General features: G+C 71.2%; 23 protein-coding genes. 10 read left to right on the top strand and 13 right to left on the bottom strand.

Annotation, left to right across the window (positions count from 1 at the left end):
* The coding region (locus QNJ12_RS08990; RefSeq protein WP_300621853.1) for a helix-turn-helix domain-containing protein at nucleotides 1-453 on the bottom strand (453 nt) is incomplete at its 3' end.
* 117 nt (nucleotides 454-570) lie between these two features.
* On the opposite strand from QNJ12_RS08990, the gene hutU reads away from it, so the two are divergent.
* The 3 genes from hutU to hutI are packed head-to-tail and all read left to right on the top strand — an operon-like array spanning nucleotide 571 to nucleotide 4,724.
* Complete coding sequence (gene hutU / locus QNJ12_RS08985) at nucleotides 571-2,229, top strand: urocanate hydratase (RefSeq protein WP_300621851.1); 1,659 nt, start codon at nucleotides 571-573, stop codon at nucleotides 2,227-2,229.
* Between the two features lie 12 nt (nucleotides 2,230-2,241).
* Complete coding sequence (locus QNJ12_RS08980; RefSeq protein ID WP_300621848.1) at nucleotides 2,242-3,582, top strand: formimidoylglutamate deiminase; 1,341 nt, start codon at nucleotides 2,242-2,244, stop codon at nucleotides 3,580-3,582.
* Nucleotides 3,579-4,724: an imidazolonepropionase gene (gene hutI, locus QNJ12_RS08975; RefSeq protein ID WP_300621845.1), complete on the top strand. Its 1,146-nt coding sequence runs from the start codon at nucleotides 3,579-3,581 to the stop codon at nucleotides 4,722-4,724. Before QNJ12_RS08980 ends, hutI begins: the two co-directional genes overlap by 4 nt.
* Nucleotides 4,725-4,736: 12 nt before the next feature.
* Here hutI and QNJ12_RS08970 read toward each other — a convergent pair whose 3' ends face one another.
* Both QNJ12_RS08970 and QNJ12_RS08965 read right to left on the bottom strand, forming a co-directional pair.
* The gene (locus QNJ12_RS08970; RefSeq protein WP_300621842.1) at nucleotides 4,737-5,144 is read right to left on the bottom strand and encodes a type II toxin-antitoxin system VapC family toxin; all 408 of its coding nucleotides are present in this window, start codon (nucleotides 5,142-5,144) and stop codon (nucleotides 4,737-4,739) included.
* Nucleotides 5,144-5,371: an AbrB/MazE/SpoVT family DNA-binding domain-containing protein gene (locus QNJ12_RS08965; RefSeq protein WP_300621839.1), complete on the bottom strand. Its 228-nt coding sequence runs from the start codon at nucleotides 5,369-5,371 to the stop codon at nucleotides 5,144-5,146. The genes QNJ12_RS08970 and QNJ12_RS08965 overlap by 1 nt, the downstream gene beginning before the upstream one ends.
* Nucleotides 5,372-5,525: 154 nt before the next feature.
* Between QNJ12_RS08965 and QNJ12_RS08960 the strand changes: the two genes are divergently transcribed.
* Genes QNJ12_RS08960 through QNJ12_RS08940 form a run of 5 tightly spaced genes read left to right on the top strand, consistent with a single transcriptional unit; the run spans nucleotide 5,526 to nucleotide 10,791 of the window.
* Nucleotides 5,526-7,085: a Gfo/Idh/MocA family oxidoreductase gene (locus tag QNJ12_RS08960; RefSeq protein WP_300621836.1), complete on the top strand. Its 1,560-nt coding sequence runs from the start codon at nucleotides 5,526-5,528 to the stop codon at nucleotides 7,083-7,085.
* Nucleotides 7,086-7,102: 17 nt separating this feature from the next.
* Complete coding sequence (locus tag QNJ12_RS08955; protein WP_300621833.1) at nucleotides 7,103-8,071, top strand: Gfo/Idh/MocA family oxidoreductase; 969 nt, start codon at nucleotides 7,103-7,105, stop codon at nucleotides 8,069-8,071.
* Complete coding sequence (locus QNJ12_RS08950; protein WP_300621830.1) at nucleotides 8,068-9,036, top strand: alpha/beta hydrolase; 969 nt, start codon at nucleotides 8,068-8,070, stop codon at nucleotides 9,034-9,036. Before QNJ12_RS08955 ends, QNJ12_RS08950 begins: the two co-directional genes overlap by 4 nt.
* Nucleotides 9,033-10,319 carry a hypothetical protein gene (locus tag QNJ12_RS08945; protein WP_300621827.1) on the top strand — a complete coding sequence of 429 codons (1,287 nt, stop codon included), beginning with the start codon at nucleotides 9,033-9,035 and terminating at the stop codon, nucleotides 10,317-10,319. Before QNJ12_RS08950 ends, QNJ12_RS08945 begins: the two co-directional genes overlap by 4 nt.
* Before the next feature lie 28 nt (nucleotides 10,320-10,347).
* On the top strand, nucleotides 10,348-10,791 hold the full coding sequence (locus tag QNJ12_RS08940) for a hypothetical protein (protein ID WP_300621824.1): 444 nt from the start codon (nucleotides 10,348-10,350) through the stop codon (nucleotides 10,789-10,791).
* Nucleotides 10,792-10,796: 5 nt separating this feature from the next.
* On the opposite strand, the gene QNJ12_RS08935 is transcribed toward QNJ12_RS08940, so the two are convergent.
* Nucleotides 10,797-12,308, bottom strand: a complete 1,512-nt coding sequence (locus QNJ12_RS08935; RefSeq protein ID WP_300621822.1) for a cryptochrome/photolyase family protein — start codon at nucleotides 12,306-12,308, stop codon at nucleotides 10,797-10,799.
* A gap of 86 nt (nucleotides 12,309-12,394) precedes the next feature.
* On the opposite strand from QNJ12_RS08935, the gene QNJ12_RS08930 reads away from it, so the two are divergent.
* Nucleotides 12,395-13,171, top strand: coding sequence for a DUF2071 domain-containing protein (locus tag QNJ12_RS08930; protein ID WP_300621819.1), 777 nt, complete (start codon nucleotides 12,395-12,397; stop codon nucleotides 13,169-13,171).
* On the top strand, nucleotides 13,168-13,854 hold the full coding sequence (locus QNJ12_RS08925; RefSeq protein ID WP_300621816.1) for an SDR family oxidoreductase: 687 nt from the start codon (nucleotides 13,168-13,170) through the stop codon (nucleotides 13,852-13,854). The genes QNJ12_RS08930 and QNJ12_RS08925 overlap by 4 nt, the downstream gene beginning before the upstream one ends.
* Before the next feature lie 9 nt (nucleotides 13,855-13,863).
* Here the strand turns inward: QNJ12_RS08925 and QNJ12_RS08920 are convergent, their stop codons facing one another.
* From QNJ12_RS08920 to QNJ12_RS08880, 9 genes are all read right to left on the bottom strand, one after another.
* Nucleotides 13,864-14,817: a DUF2157 domain-containing protein gene (locus tag QNJ12_RS08920; protein WP_300621813.1), complete on the bottom strand. Its 954-nt coding sequence runs from the start codon at nucleotides 14,815-14,817 to the stop codon at nucleotides 13,864-13,866.
* A gap of 68 nt (nucleotides 14,818-14,885) precedes the next feature.
* Entirely contained in the window at nucleotides 14,886-15,254 is a 369-nt protein-coding gene (locus QNJ12_RS08915) for a hypothetical protein (RefSeq protein ID WP_300621810.1), read from the bottom strand.
* The gene (locus QNJ12_RS08910; RefSeq protein ID WP_300621808.1) at nucleotides 15,251-16,021 is read right to left on the bottom strand and encodes a hypothetical protein; all 771 of its coding nucleotides are present in this window, start codon (nucleotides 16,019-16,021) and stop codon (nucleotides 15,251-15,253) included. Before QNJ12_RS08910 ends, QNJ12_RS08915 begins: the two co-directional genes overlap by 4 nt.
* 61 nt (nucleotides 16,022-16,082) lie before the next feature.
* Complete coding sequence (locus QNJ12_RS08905; protein ID WP_300621806.1) at nucleotides 16,083-16,640, bottom strand: histidine phosphatase family protein; 558 nt, start codon at nucleotides 16,638-16,640, stop codon at nucleotides 16,083-16,085.
* Nucleotides 16,637-17,464 (bottom strand): PIG-L deacetylase family protein, encoded by an 828-nt coding sequence (locus tag QNJ12_RS08900; RefSeq protein ID WP_300621803.1) that lies wholly within the window; start codon nucleotides 17,462-17,464, stop codon nucleotides 16,637-16,639. The genes QNJ12_RS08905 and QNJ12_RS08900 overlap by 4 nt, the downstream gene beginning before the upstream one ends.
* A complete protein-coding gene (locus QNJ12_RS08895) occupies nucleotides 17,464-18,621 on the bottom strand; it encodes a CaiB/BaiF CoA-transferase family protein (protein ID WP_300621800.1) in 1,158 nt (385 codons plus the stop codon). The genes QNJ12_RS08900 and QNJ12_RS08895 overlap by 1 nt, the downstream gene beginning before the upstream one ends.
* Nucleotides 18,618-19,523 carry an alpha/beta fold hydrolase gene (locus QNJ12_RS08890; RefSeq protein ID WP_300621797.1) on the bottom strand — a complete coding sequence of 302 codons (906 nt, stop codon included), beginning with the start codon at nucleotides 19,521-19,523 and terminating at the stop codon, nucleotides 18,618-18,620. Before QNJ12_RS08890 ends, QNJ12_RS08895 begins: the two co-directional genes overlap by 4 nt.
* Nucleotides 19,524-19,582: 59 nt before the next feature.
* A complete protein-coding gene (locus QNJ12_RS08885) occupies nucleotides 19,583-20,326 on the bottom strand; it encodes a hypothetical protein (protein WP_300621794.1) in 744 nt (247 codons plus the stop codon).
* 40 nt (nucleotides 20,327-20,366) lie between these two features.
* Nucleotides 20,367-20,978: a PH domain-containing protein gene (locus QNJ12_RS08880; RefSeq protein ID WP_300621791.1), complete on the bottom strand. Its 612-nt coding sequence runs from the start codon at nucleotides 20,976-20,978 to the stop codon at nucleotides 20,367-20,369.
* Nucleotides 20,979-20,993 lie beyond the last annotated feature (15 nt).

Here is a 20,993-nt window from a genome sequence, read left to right as displayed (position 1 = left end):
CTCGCCCCCGAGGGCCGCGCCGACGGCCGTGCCGGTGAGGGGCACCGTCCTGCCGACCCAACCGACATGCCGGATCGAGCGCGAGCTCTCGGCGGTGGCGAGGTAGACCGCCCGGTCGCCGTCGATCACCGCGAGGTACGACGACTCCCCCGTTCGCTCCGTCAGCTCGCCGAGCACCGGGCCGGCGGCGGTGATCAGCCGCGCGAGCGGTCCGTCGTCTCGCGCCGACTGGGCGAGCCGCAGCACGGCCGGGCCGGCCGAGAACACGCCGTCGCCGCCGCGGCGGACGTACCCGCGCGCCTCGAGCGCCCTGAGATGGCGGAGCGCTGTCGTCGGCGTCAGACCGGCGAGCTGGGCCGCCGGTGACAGCGTCGTCTCGCCGCCGTCGACGACGATCTCGAGGAGGTCGAGCGCGCGCCCGACCGACCGCGGCACGACGCCACGCTCCGTCATCGTTGCTGTCCCGACTCGGTCACTGCGAATGTCACTCCATGACATCTCTTGACGTTGGTTGACAACGTAGGCGGGCTCGGGAGACACTGCAAGAGCCGCCGTGTGGAGGAGGCCGCCATGACGATCCCGACCGTGACCGCGCCCAGGGGCACGGCCCTGCACTGCCGGGGATGGCAGCAGGAGGCGGCGTATCGGATGCTCCACAACAACCTCGATCCCGAGGTGGCGGAGCACCCCGCCGAGCTCGTCGTGTACGGCGGCACCGGCCGGGCGGCGAGGTCCTGGGACGCGTTCCACGCGATGGCCCGCACGCTCACGACTCTGGCCGATGACGAGACGATGCTGGTCCAGTCGGGCAAGCCGGTGGGCGTGCTGCAGACCCACGAATGGGCGCCCCGTGTGCTGATCGCCAACTCGAACCTCGTGCCCGACTGGGCGAGCTGGGACGAGTTCCGGCGCCTCGAACACCTCGGGCTCACGATGTACGGCCAGATGACCGCCGGCTCGTGGATCTACATCGGCACGCAGGGGATCCTGCAGGGCACCTACGAGTGCTTCGCCGAGATCGCCCGCCGGCGATTCGGTGGCAGCCTGGCCGGCACGCTCACGGTCACCGCCGGCTGCGGCGGGATGGGCGGCGCACAACCGCTCGCCGTCACGATGAACGGCGGCGTCGTGCTGATCGTCGACGTGCAGGAGCACATGCTGCGGCGCCGCCTCGACCATCGCTACCTCGACGAGCTGGCGCCCGACTACGAGACCGCCGTGCGGCGAGCCGGCGAGTTCCGGGCGGCCGGCGAGGCGCTGTCCATCGGCCTGGTCGGCAATGCCGCCGACGTCGTCCCCCGCCTCCTCGCCGATGGCGTCGAGGCCGACATCGTGACCGACCAGACGAGCGCGCACGATCCGCTGACGTACGTCCCGAACGACCTCACCCTCGATGCGGCCGACGAGCTGCGACGCAACGAGCCCGACGAGTTCGTCCGCCGTGCGCGTTCGGCGATGGCGACCCACTGCGAGGCGATGGTCGGCTTCATGGACGCCGGCGCCGAGGTCTTCGACTACGGCAACAGCCTGCGCGCCGAAGCGAAGCTCGGCGGGTTCGAGCGCGCCTTCGACTATCCCGGCTTCCTCCCCGCCTACATCCGGCCCCTGTTCTGCGAGGGCAAGGGACCGTTCCGCTGGGTTGCGCTGTCGGGCGACCCGGCCGACATCGCCGCGACCGATCGGGCGGTGCTGGAGGAGTTCCCCGACGACGAGGCACTCGGCCGCTGGATCCGGCTCGCCGGCGAGCGGGTCGCGTTCCAGGGCCTGCCGGCGCGGATCTGCTGGCTGGGCTACGGCGAGCGGCACCGGCTCGGGCTGCGCTTCAACGAGCTGGTGCGCTCGGGCGAGGTCTCCGCACCGATCGTGATCGGGCGGGACCATCTCGACTCGGGTTCCGTCGCGTCGCCGTATCGGGAGACCGAGGACATGCTCGACGGCTCGGACGCGATCGCCGACTGGCCGCTGCTCAACGCGCTGGTCAACACCTCGTCGGGTGCGACGTGGGTCAGCATCCACCACGGAGGTGGCGTCGGGATCGGCCGTTCGATCCACGCCGGGCAGGTGAGCGTGGCCGACGGCAGCGATCAGGCCGCCGAGAAGCTGTCGCGAGTGCTCCTCAACGACCCCGGGACCGGCGTCATGCGTCACGTCGACGCCGGCTACGAACGGGCGGTCGAGGTGGCAGGCGCGCGCGGCGTCCGGATCCCGATGCGCGACGCACGCGACTGAGGAGCCGAGACGATGACGTCGACCGACAGGTTGATCTGGTGCGAGTACGCCGTGTTGCCGGCCGGCGTCGCCGAAGGTGTCACGATCGAGGTGGCCGGCGGTCGGTGCACGACCGTCACGACGGACACCGAGCCGCAGACGGGCGGCGACCGTCGTGCCGGCATCACGCTGCCGGGGGCGGCCAACACCCACAGCCACGCGTTCCACCGTGCGCTGCGCCATCGCAGCCAGACCGGGCGCGGATCGTTCTGGACGTGGCGTGAGCAGATGTACGCGATCGCCGAGGCGCTCGACCCCGACCGGTACCACCGGCTCGCCCGTGCCGTCTTCGCCGAGATGACCCTCGCAGGGTTCACCGCCGTCGGCGAATTCCACTACGTGCACCACCAGGCCGACGGCTCGCCCTATGCCGAACCGAACGCGATGGGGCTGGCGCTGGTCGAGGCAGCGCGCGACGCCGGCGTGCGCATCACGTTGCTCGACACGATCTACCTGCACGGCGGCCTCGACGCCGGGGGGTACCGGCCGCTCGAGGGCGCACAACGTCGGTTCGGCGATGGCTCGTTCGACGGGTGGGCCGAGCGGGTCGCCGCGGTCGCGCCGGCGCCGCATCTCCGGATCGGTGCCGCCGTCCATTCGGTGCGCGCAGTCGATCCCGCCGCGATCGCTGCGGTGGGCGAATGGGCGGGCGGCGCTCCGCTGCACGCGCATGTCTCCGAGCAACGCGCCGAGAACGAGGCCTGCCACGCAGCACACGCGAGCTCACCCACCGAAGTGTTCGATCGCGCGGGCGCCGTCACACCGACGTTCACCGCAGTGCACGCCACGCATGCGACCGACGGCGACGTCGACGCGCTCGGGCGCGCGGACGCCGCCGTATGCCTGTGCCCGACGACCGAGCGCGACCTGGGCGACGGCGTCGGACCGGCCTCTCGCCTCGCACGTGCCGGGGTGACGCTCGCGATCGGCAGCGACTCGCATGCCGTCGTCGATCCGTTCGAGGAGGCGCGACTGATCGAGCTGCACGAACGTCTGGTGACCGGAGCACGCGGCGTCTTCGACGCCGGCGACCTGGCGGCGACGATGCACGCGGGTCATCAGGCCCTCGGCTGGGACGACGCAGGATCCATCGACGCCGGTCAGCGCGCCGATCTCGTGACGGTGTCGCTCTCGACGCCGCGTACCGCGGGCGCCACACTCGCACCGGACCTCACCGCGGTCGTGTTCGCTGCGGGCGCCGCCGACGTCACCCACGTCACGATCGACGGGGTCGACGTCGTCGCCGACCGCCGGCACGCCACCGTCGACGTCGCCACCGAGATGCCGGCCGCCATCGAGGAGCTCACGCCGTGAGCACGCTCGTCATCGACCGCATCGGATCGCTCGTCACGAACGACCCCGAGCTGGGCGCCGGACCGCTGGGCATCGTGCGCGACGCATCGGTCGTCATCAGCGAAGGCGTCGTCGAGGCCATCGAACCCTCGGGCGCGATCGCCGACGAGCGCATCGACGCCGACGGCGCATGCGTGCTGCCCGGCTTCGTCGACTCACACACCCACCTGGTGTTCGCGGGCGACCGCGGAGCCGAGTTCAGCGCTCGCATGGCCGGCCAGCCGTACGACGGTGGCGGGATCGCCGTCACGACGGCGGCCACCCGTGCCGCCTCGACCGAAGCGCTGTCGCAGCTCACGCGTGAACGCGTCGCCGAAGCGCGCCGCCACGGCACGACGACGGTCGAGATCAAGTCGGGATACGGGCTCGACGTCGCCACCGAGCTCCGGATCCTCGACGTCGCACGCGAGTTCACGGCGGACACCACGCTGCTCGGCGCCCACCTCGTGCCGCACGAGTTCGCCGGCCGGCCCGACGACTACATCGACCTCGTCTGCGGCGAGATGCTGGCTGCCGCGGCGAGCCGCACGCGCTGGATCGACGCGTTCTGCGAGACGGGCGCGTTCGATGCCGACCAGTGCCGGCGGGTCCTCGACGCTGGCAGAGCGGCGGGACTCGGACTGCGGCTGCACGGGAACCAGCTCGGCCACGGGCCCGGTGTCCAGCTCGCCGTCGAGGCCGGCTGCGCGTCCGTCGACCACTGCACGTACCTCTCCGACGACGACATCGAGGCACTCGCCGAGAGCGACACGGTGGCGACGTTCCTCCCCGCATCCGACTTCTCGACGCGCCAGCCGTACCCGGATGCTCGGCGTGCGATCGACGCCGGCGTGCAGGTCGCGATCGCGTCGAACTGCAATCCGGGTTCGAGCTACACCACGTCGATCCCGTTCTGCATCGCGCTCGCCGTCCGCGACCTCCGGATGACGATCGACGAGGCCGTGCGAGCAGCAACCAGCGGGGGCGCACGGGCGTTGCGGCGCAACGACGTCGGTCGGTTGTCACCCGGATGTGCCGGCCACGCGGTCGTGCTCGACGCCCCGAGCCACCACCACCTCGCCTACCGCCCCGGCGTCCACCTCATCCGTACGACCGTGATGTAGTGCCCCGGCCGGTCACGGCGCCCACAACTCGACCGTCGGAAAGTAGGAACGGTATCGACGGGCGTCCCGCGTGAGGAGGGCGAGGTCATCGACGGCTGCGTGCGCTCCGATGAAGAAGTCGGGCAGGGTCGACGACATCGTGCCGCGCCGCCGCCGGTACCGGGCGAACGCCTTGCCGGCGAGGAACGCTGCCGACCACGGGATCGCGGCCCGTCGGAAGTCGCTCGCGGGCAACGCCTCATCGAGTTGCTCGACTCGGCTGAACCGGATCGAGACCTCGCTGAAGATCACCGGGTTGATGACGAGGGGACCGAGCTCGGCGGCGGTCGCGAGCGCCGAGACCGACCAGTCGGCCCAACGTTCATCCTCGGTCATCACGTCGAGCAGCACGTTGCTGTCGACGAGGGTGCCGACCGCCATCACGCACTGCGCGTGAGCGCCATGATCTCGTCTGTGGTCATGTCGACGTCGCCGCGTCCCCGAAGCCGAGCCGCGAGCTTCGACCCGCGAGTCTCTGGCCCGGCGACCTTGCGAACCACGATCTCGTCGTGTTCGACCTCGAACACGACTTCGGTGCCTGCGCCGATGCCGAACCGGTCACGGAGCTCTTTCGGAATCGTGACTTGGCCCTTCTCCGTCACCTTCACGGTAAGAATCGTACCATTCTGATTCCTACCAACGACCTCCTGTGCTGTGCGAGCACGGGGTCAGGCGCTGAGTTTCGGTCTCGGAGAGCGCGCGTGGCCTGCGTCGGGGTACGTTCGAGGGCGGTCACCCCCGCCATCACGAATCGAGACCGACTTGTCGACCTCCACCACACCCGACCGCCGGCCGCCCGGCCAAACGTTCGGCGACGTCGTCGCCGTCACCGGATCGATCGGTGCCGAGCGGGCCGCCGAGCTCGAGCGGATCGCCGGGGAGGGAGGCGTCGTGCTCCTCGTCCCCGAACCCGGGGACGAGTGCGGCGCGAGGCTGGCGGGTGCGCGCGTCGAGGCGACGCTGCCGCGGGCCGAGTGGTTCGTGACGCTCGCCGACCGCGCCGAGAACGTTCGCCTCGACGGTGAGGTGCCGGTGATCTCGGCACTGCGAACCCTCGACATCGTCGACCCGAACACCGTGGCCGCTGCGACCACCAGCGTCCGGTTCCTCCACCAGCCGACCATGGCCGTGCGTACGGTCGGCAGGGGTCGGATCGTGACGTCGGGCATCGCCGACCTCGATGCGCTGCATGCGCATCCGACGCTCGGCACGTTCCTGCGGCGCCTGGTCCGCACCTCGTTCGCGGCGAACCAGCAGACCGACCTCGGCGTCGGTGTGGTCGGCTACGGGCCGTTCGGCGGCATGGGCTACCTGCACGGGCTGGCCGCTACCGAGACTGACGGCCTCGCGCTGGTTGCCGCGGCCGACTCCGCACCCGAGCGCCTGCACGCCGCCACGCAGGACTTCCCCGAGCTCCACCTGCACCCGTCGGCCAAGGCGCTCGCCGCCGACGACGCCGTCGACATCGCCATCATCGCCACCCCGCCCGTCCACCACGCCGAGCTCGCACTCGAGCTGCTGCGCGCCGGCAAGCACGTCGTGGTCGAGAAGCCGATGTGCCTGAAGACCGACGACGCCGACCTGCTCGTCCGCACGGCCGCCGAGGTGGACCGGACGATCACGGTCCACCAGAGCCGCCGCTGGGACACCGACTGGCTGGCGATCCGGCGCATCATCGGCCGCGGCGACCTCGGCGACGTGTTCAACATCGAGACGTTCGTCGGCGGCTTCGAGCACCCCTGCAGGGCCTGGCACTCCGAAGACACGATCTCCGGCGGTGCCGTCTACGACTGGGGTTCGCACCACGTCGACTGGATCATCCAGCACTACGGCACGGCGCCGGCGAAGGTGCTGTGCACCGCCCACACACGCGTCTGGCACGACACCACCAACGTCGACCAGTTGGCCGTGTGGATGCAGTGGTCCGACGGCCGCGAGGCCACCTTCCGCCAGAGCGACGTCTGCGCGATCCGACGGCCGAAGTTCCACGTCGAAGGCACGGCCGGCACGCTCGAGGGCCACTACGAACCGGTCCGCCAGGACACGATCACGCCCGGACGCGGGTTCCAGGCAGCCGTCTCGCACCACGCCGAGCGTCCCGTCGACCTGCGGGTCGCCCGCTACGACGGGGATCACGGGCTGATCGAGTCGACGATCCCGCCGGCCCCGCACCCCGGCTGGGGCTTCCACCGCAACCTCGCCGACCACCTGCTGCTCGGCGAGCCGTTGGCGGTCCCGGCCGAGCAGTCGCGCGACGTCGTGGCGGTGCTCGAGGCGGCGCACCGGTCGGGCGCGAACGGCGGCGAGCTGATCGAGCTGTGACCGACGGCGGAGCGCAGGTGGCTGCGCCCGTGGGCATCGGCGTCCTCGGAGGGCGATCGTTCGTCGCGACGCGTGCCGTGATGCCGGCCATCGAGGCCTCCGAGCGGGCGGTGATCGCTGCGGTCGCGTCGGCGGGCGGCGCCGTGCCGGATCCGTGGGCGGCACACGCGGTCGACTCGTACGCCGCCGTCATCGAGCACCCTGACGTCGAAGCGGTCTACGTGCCGCTCCCGAACGGCATGCACGCCGAGTGGGTCGGCGCCGCTGCGGCCGCCGGCAAGGCGGTGCTCTGCGAGAAGCCGTTGGCACGCGACGCCGACGAGGCCCGTTCGATGGCCGAGGTCGCACGGCGGGGCGGCGTCCTGCTCGCCGAGGCATGGATGACGCCGTTCGACCCGCGCTGGTCGGCGGTCCTCGACCAGGCGCGATCCGGATCGATCGGCGAGATCACCCACGTCGACGCTGCGTTCACCTTCACCATCCCCGACAGCGCCGCGGACAACTACCGCTGGCGCGCCGACCAGGGCGGAGGCGCGCTGCTCGACGTGGGGATCTACTGCCTCGGCGCAGCTGTCGAGCTGTGGGGCGCCGAACCCGAGACCGTCGTGGCGACCGTCGAACGCACCGCGGGCGGCGTCGACGCGACGACGGACGCAACGCTCACGTGGACCGGTGGGCGCTCGGCCCATGTCCGCTGCTCGTTCGTCGAGGACGAACGCCAGACGCTCGAGCTGGTCGGCACCCGCGGTCGGCTCCGGCTCGACACCGACGCCCACACCGGAGGCGCCGACACCCTCGCGCACGTGGACGAAGCCGGCGACGCCCACGACGAGCTCGTCGAGCCCGGCGACCCCTACCTCGGCATGATCGACGCGTTTGCCGACGCCGTGCGAGGCGATGCGGAATGGTCGCGCCCGGTCGAGCGTTCCATCGAGCTGATGTCCCTCCTCGACCGCATCACCGCCGCCGGGAACGCGCCCACATGACCGGCGACGCGCGCGCCTCGATCTCGCCCGAGCCCCGTCGTCACGCGCTGGCGTCCGGGGTCGAGCTGCACACCTTGCGCTGGTCGCCGAACGGTGATCGCGCCCCGGGCAACGACGACCACCGGCCGTGGGTGCTCACGCACGGGCTCGCCTCGAACGCCCGGCTGTGGGACGGCGCCGCACGGCAGCTCGCCGCGCTGGGACACGAGGTGGTCACCGTCGATCAACGCGGCCACGGCCTCTCCTCCAAACCCGACGACGGCTACGACGTCGCGACCTGCGCCGACGATCTGGCCCTACTGATCGACGAGCTCGGCTTCGAGCGTCCTGCGGTGGCCGGTCAGTCCTGGGGCGGCAACGTCGTGCTCGAGCTCGGTCACCGGCAGCCCGACAAGGTCGCCCTCGTCGCTTGTGTCGACGGCGGGATCATCGACCTCCGTTCGGCGTTTCCCGACTGGGACGATGCCGCCCGGGCGCTCGCACCACCTCGACTCGCCGGCACGCCGCTCGCCGACATGGAGGCCTGGATCGCTCGCTCGGCGGCCGATTGGCCCGACGAAGGCCGGCGGGGCACGCTCGCCAACTTCGAGGTACGCGAGGACGGCACGATCGCGCCGTGGCTCACCTTCGATCGGCACCTGACCGTGCTGCGCGGGCTGTGGGAGCACCGGCCGTCGAGCCGCTATCCGGAGATGACGGTGCCCGTCCTCCTCGTGCCGGCCGAGACCGGCGACTCGAACTGGACGGACTCGAAGCGGGAGGCCATCGACGGCGCGCTCGACTCGCTGCCACGCGCCCGAGCCCATTGGTTCCGCCCCGCACACCACGACGTCCACGCACAGCATCCTGCGCTCGTCGCCGACCTGCTGCACCGGGCAGCGACCGAACCCGGCTTCTTCGAACCGACCGGCCGATCCGACACGACCGACACGACCGACACCCGCTCCACCGGAGGTGGCTCATGACCACGCCACGCCTGCTCGTCATCATGGGCTCCGGCGAGACCGCGCCGACGATGAAGGTCCCGCACCGGACCGTGTTCGAGCGGCTCGGCGATGCAGCGTCGGCGGTCATGCTCGACACGCCCTTCGGCTTCCAGGAGAACGCACCCACGCTCGCCGCCACCACGACCAAGTACTTCAAGGATGCGGTCGGGCGCGACGTCGCAGTGGCGGGGCTGGCGAGGACCGACACCGGCGACGTCGTCGCCGTCGAGTCGGGCATCGCCCGGGTTCGTGCCGCCGACTGGGTCTTCGCCGGCCCCGGCAGCCCCACGTTCGCCCTGCGGCAGTGGCGTGGCACGGCCCTCCCCGACGTGCTGGCCGAGAAGCTCCGCACCGGTGGCGCCGTCGTGTTCTCCTCAGCCGCCGCGCTGACGCTCGGCGTCGCCACCGTGCCGGTGTACGAGGTGTACAAGGTCGGCATGGAGCCGTGGTGGGAGCCGGGTCTCGACCTGCTCGCGCCGATCGGCATCAACGCCGCCGTCATCCCCCACTTCGACAACGCCGAGGGCGGCAACCACGACACCCGCTTCTGCTACCTCGGCGAGCGGCGGTTGGCGATGCTCGAACCGCAGCTCCCGGACGGCGCGTTCGTCGTCGGGCTCGACGAGCACACCGGCGTCATCATGGATCTCGACCGCGACGTCGCCGAGATCGTCGGCAAGGGCGCGCTCACGCTACGGCGCGACGGACGCTCGGTTCGCATCGATGCCGGCGCCACGATCCCGATCGACGTCATCCGGTCGGGCGGTGCCGAGGTGTCGGGTCCGTCGGCATCCGCGCCGGACGTGGTCCAGGCACGCCACGAATCCACCGTGGACGAGACCGTCGAGCGCGCCGACGCCTCCGGCAACGACGACTCGCTCGAAGCGGCCACCGCTCGCCACGAGGCGGCGTTCGACGCTGCGCTCGACGCAGGGGACGCGAAGGCGGCGGTCGAGGCGGTGCTGCTGCTCGACGCGGCGATCGTCGAGTGGTCGGCCGACACCCTGCAGTCCGATCAGGTCGATCGCGCCCGCACGGCGCTGCGCTCGATGATCGTGCGGCTCGGCGACGCCGCCACGGTGGGCCTACGCGACGAACGCGACGTCCTCGGGCCGGTCGTCGAAGCCGCGCTCGATGCCCGCAGGGTCGCCCGCGACGAGCGGGCCTTCGCGGTCGCCGACTCGCTGCGCGAGGGCCTCGACGCAGCGGGCATCGAGGTCCGCGACACGCCTGACGGTGTCGAGTGGCTGGTCAAGCAGTGACCCCGTCGGCACGCTCGCGACGGCCCGGATGACGAGCACCGACGCCACGCTGCTCGCCATCCACCTCGCTGCAACGGCGGGCATGGCGGGACTGATCTGGTTCGTCCAGATCGTCCACTACCCGCTGTTCGCCCGCGTCGGCGTCGCCGAGTTCGCTGCCTACGAGGCACGTCACACCCGGTCGACCGCGTGGGTGGTCGGGCCGCTCATGGCGGTGGAGGGCGTGTCGGCGCTGGTGATCGCCGCCGCGATGCGCGACGACGTCGGCGTGGGCCTCGCCGCCGCCGGGCTCGCGCTGCTGGCGGTCATCCACACGAGCACGGTGTTCGTCCAGGTGCCTGCCCATCGCCGGCTCTCGGAGGGTTTCGACGCCGCCACCGCCGATCGACTCGTCCGGACGAACTGGGTCCGAACGGTCGGCTGGTCGGCGAGAACGGTCGTCGCGGCGGCGATGCCGGTCGCGGCCGCATGAGAGGGCTACAGGGTCCCTGCGTCGAGCCGCGCCAGGACCTCGACGGCGCGCTCGCGCACTGCGTCGAGGTCAGCGAGTCGACGCATGCCGGCGAGCTGGCGCGCCATGCGGTGGTTCCCCGCGAGCACGTCTTCGTTGCGGGCGAGGAAGTCCCAGTAGAGCGTCGTGTACGGGCAGGCTCGTTCACCGGTTCGCTGCTTCGGGTCGAACGGGCAGGATCGGCACGAGTCGCTCATCTTGTTGATGTAGGCGCCGCCCGATGCGTACGGCTTGGTCGCCATCATCCCGCCGTCGGCGAACAGCGCCATACCGATCACGTTCGGCAGCATCACCCACTCGGCGCCGTCGACGAAGCTCGCCCACATCCAGTCGGTCATCGCCCGCGGGTCGACGCCGGCCGTCAGCGCCAGGTTGCCGAGCACCATCAGCCGCTCGATGTGGTGGGCGTAGCCGTGCTCGCGGACGTGCTCGACCACGCTCGTGACGCAGGCCATCGAGGTGGGCGCCTCGCCGGTGAACGCCGGCGGCACGGCACGCAGCGCCGTCAGGGCGTTGTGGCCCCGGTAGCCGGGCATCCAGAGCCAGTAGACGCCCCACACGTACTCCCGCCAGCCGATGACCTGCCGGATGAACCCTTCGACCGAGTTGAGCGGCGCGGTGCCGGCTCGATACGCCCGCTCGGCGGCATCGACGACCTCGCTCGGGTGCAGCAGCCCGAGGTTCATCGACGACGACAGCACCGAGTGTGCGAGCTTCCACTCGGCCTGCAGCATGGCGTCCTCGTGGGGGCCGAACGGCGCGAGACCGGTCTCGACGAACTCGTCCAGCCGGCGGAGCGCCTGCGGCCGCGTGACCGGCCAGGTGCCGTCGGGCTCAGCGCCCCAGGTGTCCGCCGGTAGGCGTTCGATCACGGCTCGATCGATCTCGTCGAGCTCGAACCGTTCGATGGTCGGCCAGGCTCGGCCGTCACGGGGTGGGGGTTCGCGGTTGTCGTGGTCGAAGTTCCAGCGTCCGCCGGTCGGCTCCGGCCCGCCGTCGCCGTGCTCGATCAGCACGTCGAGGCGCAGCCGCTGCCACCGGTAGAAGTCCTCCATCTTGAGGCTCCGCCTGCCGCTCGCCCAGCCGGCGAAGTCCTCGTAGTGGCAGAGGAACTGGTCGTTCGGGATCGCCTCGACACCGAGGGCACCCAGGAGCGATCGCCCGTCCCAGCTCATCGGCTCCATGGCGACCACCCGCTCGACGCCGAACTCGGCCGTGTGCGCCCGCACGCCGTCGGCGAGCGTCGGGGCGCGGCGATGATCGACCTCGAACCCCTCGTCGCGCAGCTCGTCGGCGAAGTGCGCCATCGCCGACAGCACGAGGTGGAGTCGCTGGCGGTGCCACCGCTTCGACGCGATCTTGCGCTCGCTCTCGACCAGCAGCACCCGGCAGTCGCCCGGTCGGCGGTCCGCGAGCGCGCCCCGGGTCCGATCGAGCTGGTCGCCCAGGATCCAGACGGTCGGGAGTGGCGCAGCCATTGCGGCGAGTCTCCCGCAGCGACGAAGCCTGCCGCCAGATCGAGCTCGCTCCCGCGCCGGAGGCGGACGTGTGGGAACCTCGAACGATGATGTCGATCTCCGGACCTGCGCCGACCGAGGCGGTCACCCCCGACCCGCCCCCGCTGGCCGGCCGGCGCGTCCTGCGCCAGCGATGGACCGACCTGGCGTACTTCCACTGGCCGTACGAGCCGGCCGACGTCCAGCGACTGCTGCCCGAGGGTGTCTCGGTCGACACGTTCGACGGGGCTGCGTGGGTCGGCGTGATCCCGTTCGTCATGTGCGACGTCCGGGTGGGACCGACGCCGCCGGTGCCCTGGCTCGGCACGTTCATCGAGATCAACGTCCGCACGTACGTCGTCGATCGACGGGGACGGCGCGCCGTCTGGTTCTTCTCGCTCGACGTGCCCCGGTCGGCGATCGTGGCCGTCGCACGAACCGCGTTCGCGCTCCCCTACTGCTGGGCTCACGCCACCCACCGGGTCGACGGGCGGCGCCACCGGTACACGATGCAGCGACGATGGCCGGACCGCGGCCCGTCGGCCGACCTCGCCTTCACGGTGGCAGATCACATCGAGCCGAGCGAGGTCGGCGAGCTCGACCACTTCCTGTCCGCCCGCTGGGGACTGCTGACGACCCGGCGAGGACGCGTGCTCCACGGTGCGGTGCACCACGAGCGCTGGCCACTGCACTACGTCTCCGACGTCTCGATCGACCAGGACATCGTCGAGGCGGCGGGACTGCCCACCCCGGATGGTGCGCCGCGGGCGCTCTGCTCGCCCGGCGTCGGTGTCGAGGTGTCGTGGCTACGGCGCGTCGGCGACGGGACGGGGGCGGCGCGATGAGCGACGACCGCTCGATGCAGGGCTCGTCGGTGCTGATCGCCGGCGCCTCCGGCGGTCTCGGCTCGGCGATCGCCCGGGACCTCGCAGCCCGTGGCGCGACGCTCACGCTCGCCGCCCGGTCATCGGAACGGCTCGCTGCGGTGGACGCGCCCGGCCACCGGGTCGCCGTCGACCTGCGGTCGCCCGAGGCGTGCGAGGCGGCCGTGCGGGCTGCGGTCGAACATGCCGGCGGCCTCGACGTGGTCGTGAACGCCGTCGGCGTGGTGGCGTTCGGCCCGGTCGCCGACCTCTCGATCGACGCGATGGAGGAGCTGTTCCTCACCAACACGTTCGTGCCGATCATGCTGGCGCGGGCCGCGCTCCCGGTGATCCGGGAGGGCGGCGCGATCGTCAACATCTCGGGCGTGATCGCCGAGCAGAACCTGCCCGGCATGGCTGCGTACGGCGCCTCGAAGGCGGCGGTGCGATCGTTCGACGAGGCGTTCGGCCGCGAGGCGCGCCGGCGCAAGATCCGGGTGATCGACGCCCGCCCACCACACACCGAGACCGGCCTGGCGACCCGCCCGATCGAGGGCGACGCGCCGAAGATGCCGACCGGTCTCTCACCCGACTCGGTCGCGACGACGATCTGCGAAGCGATCGCCGGCACGGCCACCGATCTTCCGTCAGGCGCGTTCGGCTGAACCCGGGCCTCAGCGCGGCCGGTGCGGGCCGGCGAGCGCGGCGCGGAACACCACGCCCGCGACGGTGACCAGGCCGACGCCGGCCACCAGCGCCGCCGCGCCGGCACCCGTGAACGTCGTCGCCAGCAACGCTTGCGTCGCCACGAGGAAGCCGAGCACGCCGGCGACCAGCACTGCGACGGCGTGATCCTGGAGCGCGATCAGGACGACGGCAGCGGCCGTGACCGCCGCGACCGCAGGGCCGAGCTGCTCGTCGAGGTCGACGAGCATGCCGGCACCGAGCATCGCCGAGACCGCACCGGCCACCATCGCGGTGCACCGGGGGACGATCATGCCCTCGCGGGCGAACACGGCGAGCGCCAGCGACAGGAGCCAGACGGCGATCCCCGCTTGCCATGCCGACGTGGCAGTCGCCTCCACGGCGCCGCCCACCACGATGCCGAGGCCGGCCACCATCGTCAGCAGCTGCAGGGGCAGGTCACGGTTGCGCCAGAGATCGAGGCCGATGAGGGCGACCACGGCCCCGACCGCGATGGTCGCGAAGGCCGGGTCGGTCCCGATCGACTCCAGGGCGACGCCGAGTCCGAAGGCCACGCCGATCGTGCCGACCACCCACAGGAACGAGCTGAGCCGATGCGCGCCGGGCTCCTCGAGCCGGGCCAGCCAGGTGCCGGCGACGAAGCCGACCAGGGCGATCGGGGCGGCCAGGGCGAGCCGGCCGAGCGTGCCGATGTCGTCCCATCTCGAACCGATGACGACGCCGCCGCCCATGACGGCGACGACGCTGCCGAGATAGGCGGCAACCTCGGCGGCGAGGCCGAGGTGCGCCGGACGGCGTTCGGGTGCGAGCCCCTCCTCGAACTGGCGGATCGCCGCCGCCTGGTCCTCCGAGATCAGCCCGGCGTGCACCCACACGGTCGTGCGGTCGGACGAGCCGTTCCGCGGTGCGGCGCGCGACAACATCGGTCCTCCTCTCTCGGCTCCAGTCTCCGCCCGGCGGCACGGTGCGGCGAAGGGCCGAACGTCCCCTGTCAGCCCAGATAGAGGTTGCGGAGGCCCAATCCCATGATGAACAGGCTGCCCGCCCCGTAGAGCAGCAACTCCTTGCCCTTCATGAACGGGCTGTTCCGGTAGCTGTAGAGGATCCCGATCGCGATGATGGCCGAGAAGCCGTAGAGCGCGTGCATGTCGTCGAGCACGGTGTCGTCGCGGTTGGCGAGCAGCGCGCCGATGACCGCCTGCGAGACCGCCGTCAGCTGCGCCACGATGACGCCGCCCCAGACCGGACGCCCGCCGAGCACGGCGAAGCGATGGGCGAGCAGGCACCACGCTCCCACGGCTGCGTTGGCCGCGATCAGCACCCAGGCGTTGATGTCGTGGAGGTCGTGGAGCGTGCTCACTCGCCGCAGCCGTTGCCACCGAAGACCACGGTCACGACATCGTCCTGGGACGTGCCCGTGATCAAGCCGTAGAACACGTCGCTGACGTAGAAGTTCGGTGGGATGTTGAGGTCGTCCTCGCCATCGTTCACCCCGGCGTCGGGGAACTCGGCGAGCAGGTCGACGACTCGCGAGCCGAGCGTGACCCCGCCCGGTGTGCGGAGACCCTCGGGCTCGTCGCCGATCTGGCCGACGCGACCGTACTCGTAGCCGATGAAGTGGCGGCGCCCGTTGGCGAAGCTCGACTGGTCGCCGAACAGCAGCGACAGCACACCCCAGTCGACGCGCCGAGCGATGGTCCCGTCGCAGGCCGCGAACGTGAACGGATCGACCCAGCCGGTGTCACCGGTGTTGCCGCCGAGGATCGAGGTGACGTAGTCGATCACCCCGTCGGGTGCCGCGCCGAAGAACGCCGACCCGAGCGCATCGCCGCGCAGCACCAGCTCCTGGACGGCAAGCGGCTCGGTGGTCGTCGTCGGCGGCAGGGTGGTCGGCGGCGGTGCCGTCGTGGCGACGGAGGACGGAGCCGTCGTCGCGGCGGGCGGAGCCGTCGTCGCGGGCGCCGACGTCGCCGGACTGACGGTCGTCGGCGGGGCGGTCGTCGCGACGGGCTCGATCGTGCCCGAGGTGGCGGTCGGTGCCGTCGCCTGCTCGGAACCCGAACACGCCGAGCCGGCGACGGCGACGACAGCCGCCAGCGCGATGGCACGTCGGGGGGATCGAACCATGACCCTCATTGTGGTTGACGCTGCCAGACTTGGGGCGGACCCGTGCGTCACCCGGGCCCCTTCACCGGATCAGCGTATCGGCCTCCCGACCGCCCTCGAGCAGCGCCAACCCGTCGCCGTCGACCCTGACGGTCGTGATCGAGCAGTTGTCGAGCCGGTGGATGACCAGCCGATCGTCGCCGAGACATGCACCGATCACCGCGTTGATAGCGACGAAGTGCGAGAAGATCACGGTGTCGACCTCGCGCGTTGCGACGTAGTCGACGATGCGGTCCCGGTACGTGGTGTAGCGGGGCCCGAGATCGGTCCACGACCCGTTCATCGCGCCGCGCAACCAAGCGACACGGTCGGCCATGCCGACGCCCTCGGGCGACGGGATCTCGGCCACCTCGTCGGCGATCGCCACCGACATGCCCGCGAGATCAGCGAATGGCCGGGCCGTCGACCGGCACCTGAGGAGCGGGCTGCTCACCACGCGCGCGACCCCGAGACCCGCCAGATGCCGCGCGACGGCGACGGCCTGCTCGGCACCGACGTCGTCGAGGTCGGGATCGACCGCGGCACCCCATCCGGCCTCGGCCCGACCGTGGCGGACGAGCCGGACGGTGCGTGGCGTCACTCGAAGAACCAGCCGGTTCGCGGACCGGGATCGCGGTCGTGCTCGAGGTACCACTCGCTCCCGAACGCGAGCGCGAACGCCTCTTCGGGCATCTGGAGGAAGAAGCTCGAGTCCGAGACCTGGCTGCGGTGGGCGGCGATCGCCGCCCGCTTCCGATCGATGAAGGCCGACACGTCGACCCGGAGGGTCAGCTCGGCCTCGGGGGTGCCCATCGGGTTGCCGTCATCCATCGGTCCGTCGGGATCGAACTCGCCCTCGTCGTCGGCATCGGGGCCGAAGTCGTCGAGGCCCTGCTCCTTCGCCATCGCCACGAAACGGCGCATCTCGTCACGGTTCATCGTCGCCTCGGCGACCCGGAGCCCGGGCAGGTGGTCATGCGCCAGTTCCTCGGCCCGACAACCGACCCGGTGCACCTGGATGTGGTCGGGGTGGCCGTACCCGCCGTGCCAGTCGTAGATCGTGAGGACGTCGGCGGACTCCTCGCGCAGCACGTCGACCAGGCGCGTCGCCGCCTCGTCGACGTCGGCCCGGCAGAACGCCTCGGGGTGGCCGTTCTGCTCCCAGCCGTTCATCCCGGAGTCGGTGTAGTCGAGGAACACGACCCGATCGATGCCGAGGGCAGCGGCCGACTCGGCGGTCTCGTCGCGGCGCCGGTCGACCAGCGACTCGCCGTCGCCGAGGTCGTCGGGCACCTCGCCGTGGGCGCCGTCGGTGGCGACGACCAGCACGACGCGATGGCCTTGCTGGTTGGCGAGCGCCATCGAGCCGCCGGTGGCGATCGCCTCGTCGTCGGGATGAGCGTGGAAGCAGACGAGCGTGCCCATCACGCCTGCCTGACGGCGCCCGACTCGACGAGCGCCTCGATGCGGTCCGAGGCGACGCCCCAGTCGGCCAGCACCTCGACCGTGTGCTGCCCGTCGAAGGCCGGCGGCCGTTCGATGGCGGGCTCGGTGCGCGAGAACCGTGGTGCGGGTGCCGGTTGCGTGGCCCCGAACGCGTCGACGAACGTCTGGCGCTCGGCGTTGTGCGGGTGGGCGACCGCCTCGTCCATGCGCAGCACCGGCGCGAAGCAGACGTCGGTGTGCTCCATGACCGCGCACCACTCGTCCCGCGTCTTCGCCTTGAAGACCTCGGCGAGGCGCTCCTTGAGGTGCTGCCAGTGCGAGCGGTCGTGCTGCTTCGCGAACTCCTCGTCCCCCTCGAGGCCGGTCAGCCGCAAGAGCTCGGCGTAGAACTGCGGTTCGATCGATCCGATCGAGACGTACTCGCCGTCGGCGCACTCGTAGACGTCGTAGAAGTGGGCGCCGGTGTCGAGCGTGTTGACGCCACGCTGCGAGATGTCGTGCATGCCGGTGTGGTGGAACGTCCAGAACATGGTCATCAGCACCGCCGACCCGTCGACCATCGCCGTGTCGACGACCTGCCCCCGACCGCTGCGCTGCGCCTCGAGCAGCGCACACACGACGCCGAACGCCAGCAGCATGCCGCCGCCGCCGAAGTCGCCGACCATGTTCATCGGCGGCGTCGGCGGTTGACCGGCGCGACCGAAGTGCGCCAGCGCACCGGCCAGCGCGATGTAGTTGATGTCGTGGCCCGCTGCGCTGGCGTAGGGGCCGTCCTGGCCCCAGCCGGTCATCCGGCCGAAGACGAGCCGCGGGTTGCGGTCCAGGCACTCGTCGGGCCCGACACCGAGGCGTTCCATGACGCCGGGCCGGAACCCCTCGATGAGCGCATCGGCGTGCTCGACCAGGTCGAGCAACGTCGCAACCCCATCGGGGTGCTTGAGATCGATCGCGATGTTGCGCCTGCCGCGACGCAGCAGGTCGGGATGCGAACCCTCGGGCGCAGGGCCCCGAACCGATCCGGCGCGCTCGACGCGGATGACCTCGGCGCCCATGTCGGCCAGCATCATCGCCGCGAACGGGCCCGGGCCGATGCCGGCGATCTCGACGATGCGGTAGCCGGCGAGCGGGCCGCTCATCCGGCGACCTCTGCCACCGCCTGACCGGCCGCCACGCTGCCGTGATCGACGATCGCACCGACGATCATCGGCCACAGCGGTTCGGGGAGATCGTGTCCCATGTCGGCGAGCTCGAGCAGGTGTGCGCCCGGGACGAGCTCGGCGGTGCGGCGGCCCCCCGACGGCGCGATCAGCGCATCGTCGAGACCGTGGATGACGAGCGTCGGCACGGTGACCCCCCGCAGTGCCTCTGATCGGTCACCGCTGGCGAAGATCGCCGCGAGCTGCCGGACGCCGCCCTCGGGGTAGAACGACCGGTCGAAGGCCATGCCGGCGTACTCGGCGACGCGATCGGCGTCGAAGTAGCGCTTCGAGGACCAGACCGCGAACTGCGCCGACCGGGCAACGACGTCGGCGCGTTCCGGCGGCGGCGGCGCGAGCAGGACCTGCATGGCCTCGGGTGTCGCCTGGCCGTACGCAGGGTCGCCGGGCGTCGACATGATCGACGTCGCGCTGAGCAGACGATCGGGGTGCTCGATCGCCAGCGTCTGGACGATCATGCCGCCCATCGACGCGCCGGCGACGTGCGCACGCTCGATGCCCAGGTGGTCGAGCAGACCGACGGCGTCGTCGGCCATGTCGGAGAGCGTGTAGGGGACCTCCGGCAGCACCGCCTCGGAGAGCACCGCGGCCATCACGGCGGCTGCATCGACATCGTGGCCGTCGAGCTTGGTCGAGAGCCCACAATCCCGGTTGTCGAACCGGATGACGTACCGGCCCTGGTCGGCGAGGAGGCCGCAGAACCGCTCGTCCCAGGCGATCATCTGCGCCGTGAAGCCCATCACGAGCAGCACCGCCGGGTCCTCGGCCGAACCGAAGGTGTCGTACTCGAGCTCGATCCCGGACTGCAGCGTCGCCTTCATCCGCACGAGTGTGGCAGACGCCGTGCGATCAGCTCACACGGGGCTCCGGCTGCGGACGCTCAGCCCGGCGACCGAACCGGCTGCGCCGCGGCGAATCGCACAGCGTCGCCGGCGGACGCCAGGGACCAGCGGCGATCGTCGTCGTGGCGATACAGGTCGTCGTTGTTGTCGAAGGCGAGGATGCGCTGCCCCAGCCCGCGCTGCTCGATGCCAGCCAGCTCCTGGTAGAGCACCCGGCTGTAGTTGCCCTCGACGATGATCGCCTGCGCCAGCTCGACTGCGGCGCTGAACACGTAGAACCACATGTTCATCTTCCGAGCGGGACTCACGCCATCGGCCGGCATGTCCTCCTCCGGCACCTCCCAGACGAGGGGTTGCTCGGGTGGATCGCTGCGCCCTTCGGGCCACAACATCAGCAGGTAGAAGCCGTCCACGTCCAGCGAGCAGGTGAGCCTGCCGACTCTCGGGAGGAAGTTGCCGGCCTTGTGGGTCAGCAGCCCCCGGGCGTGCTCGAGATCGACGTCGAGGTCGTGGGTGACCTCGAGGAAGAAGTCCTCGTCGAAGCGCTGTGACCAGAGCAAGAGGCAGAAGGGGTGCTGCAGCCGGTCGCGTCGCTCGGCGGCGAATCGCCGGGCCGCGTCCGTGCACCAGTTGCCCTGCATGCCCGCGTGCCGGTCGATCTCGAGCATCTCCTGACCGATGGCGTTGATCTCCAGGTGCAGCCCCTGCCGGCGGAGCCGGTAGTCCGCGAGCCAGCCGGGGTACGTCCGGTCGTCGGCTCGATCGTCGAGCTCGTCGTTCATCTTCGCCTCCCGTCGTCCGCGGGCAGCGGCGGCCCCGACGTCAGCCGTCGAGCAATCGTCGCTTCTCGTCCTCGAACTCGTCGCGGGTGATCGTCCCGCGCTCGAGCAACCCCTCCAGCTTCTCGAGCTGCGTCGCGACGTCGCTGCCCCCGTCGCCGCTGTGACGGCGACGGTCCTTCTCACTCTTCTGGGCGTGGATGAGCTTCTGCACGCGATCGGGACTGCGGACGTCGGTGAATTGCTGCTGGCCGGTCTCCCCGCCGGACTCGATGACCAGGTCGCCGGCCCCGATGATGCGTTCGAAGAACGACTGGTTGAAGATCACGTTGTTGACGCGGTCGAGCGGGATCTCGATGCCGCTCTTGGCGACGACGCCGTTGCGGAAGATGACACGGTCGTTGGTGACGACGAAGTTGGTGGTCGCCCACTTGAGGTACCTGATGACGAGCCAGATCGCGCTGAGCACGATGGCGATGAGCGCGATCCAGCGCACGACGTCCGCCAGGTCACCGTCGAGCATGGCCAGCGACACGATGCCGAGCACGATCGACGCGAGCAGTGCGAACGCGGGCCGGGCGAAGTACCACCAGTGCGGGTGCAGATCGAGCGCCACGGTCTCGTAGTCGTTCAGCAGCTTCTTCGGATAGGGCATGATCCGAACAGTACC

Origin of the sequence: Ilumatobacter sp. (assembly GCF_030065885.1) — a bacterium.
Taxonomy (GTDB): domain Bacteria; phylum Actinomycetota; class Acidimicrobiia; order Acidimicrobiales; family Ilumatobacteraceae; genus Ilumatobacter.
This window is presented reverse-complemented; position numbering and strand designations above follow the sequence as displayed.

Excerpts from the sequence above, each read along its gene's own strand:
- hutU (WP_300621851.1), top strand. The coding sequence starts at position 571 with ATGACGATCCCGACCGTGACCGCGCCCAGGGGCACGGCCCTGCACTGC.
- QNJ12_RS08980 (WP_300621848.1), top strand. The coding sequence starts at position 2,242 with ATGACGTCGACCGACAGGTTGATCTGGTGCGAGTACGCCGTGTTGCCG.
- QNJ12_RS08970 (WP_300621842.1), bottom strand. The coding sequence starts at position 5,144 with ATGGCGGTCGGCACCCTCGTCGACAGCAACGTGCTGCTCGACGTGATG.
- QNJ12_RS08950 (WP_300621830.1), top strand. The coding sequence starts at position 8,068 with ATGACCGGCGACGCGCGCGCCTCGATCTCGCCCGAGCCCCGTCGTCAC.
- QNJ12_RS08945 (WP_300621827.1), top strand. The coding sequence starts at position 9,033 with ATGACCACGCCACGCCTGCTCGTCATCATGGGCTCCGGCGAGACCGCG.
- QNJ12_RS08940 (WP_300621824.1), top strand. The coding sequence starts at position 10,348 with ATGACGAGCACCGACGCCACGCTGCTCGCCATCCACCTCGCTGCAACG.
- QNJ12_RS08935 (WP_300621822.1), bottom strand. The coding sequence starts at position 12,308 with ATGGCTGCGCCACTCCCGACCGTCTGGATCCTGGGCGACCAGCTCGAT.
- QNJ12_RS08930 (WP_300621819.1), top strand. The coding sequence starts at position 12,395 with ATGATGTCGATCTCCGGACCTGCGCCGACCGAGGCGGTCACCCCCGAC.
- QNJ12_RS08925 (WP_300621816.1), top strand. The coding sequence starts at position 13,168 with ATGAGCGACGACCGCTCGATGCAGGGCTCGTCGGTGCTGATCGCCGGC.
- QNJ12_RS08920 (WP_300621813.1), bottom strand. The coding sequence starts at position 14,817 with ATGTTGTCGCGCGCCGCACCGCGGAACGGCTCGTCCGACCGCACGACC.
- QNJ12_RS08910 (WP_300621808.1), bottom strand. The coding sequence starts at position 16,021 with ATGGTTCGATCCCCCCGACGTGCCATCGCGCTGGCGGCTGTCGTCGCC.
- QNJ12_RS08900 (WP_300621803.1), bottom strand. The coding sequence starts at position 17,464 with ATGGGCACGCTCGTCTGCTTCCACGCTCATCCCGACGACGAGGCGATC.
- QNJ12_RS08895 (WP_300621800.1), bottom strand. The coding sequence starts at position 18,621 with ATGAGCGGCCCGCTCGCCGGCTACCGCATCGTCGAGATCGCCGGCATC.
- QNJ12_RS08890 (WP_300621797.1), bottom strand. The coding sequence starts at position 19,523 with ATGAAGGCGACGCTGCAGTCCGGGATCGAGCTCGAGTACGACACCTTC.
- QNJ12_RS08885 (WP_300621794.1), bottom strand. The coding sequence starts at position 20,326 with ATGAACGACGAGCTCGACGATCGAGCCGACGACCGGACGTACCCCGGC.
- QNJ12_RS08880 (WP_300621791.1), bottom strand. The coding sequence starts at position 20,978 with ATGCCCTATCCGAAGAAGCTGCTGAACGACTACGAGACCGTGGCGCTC.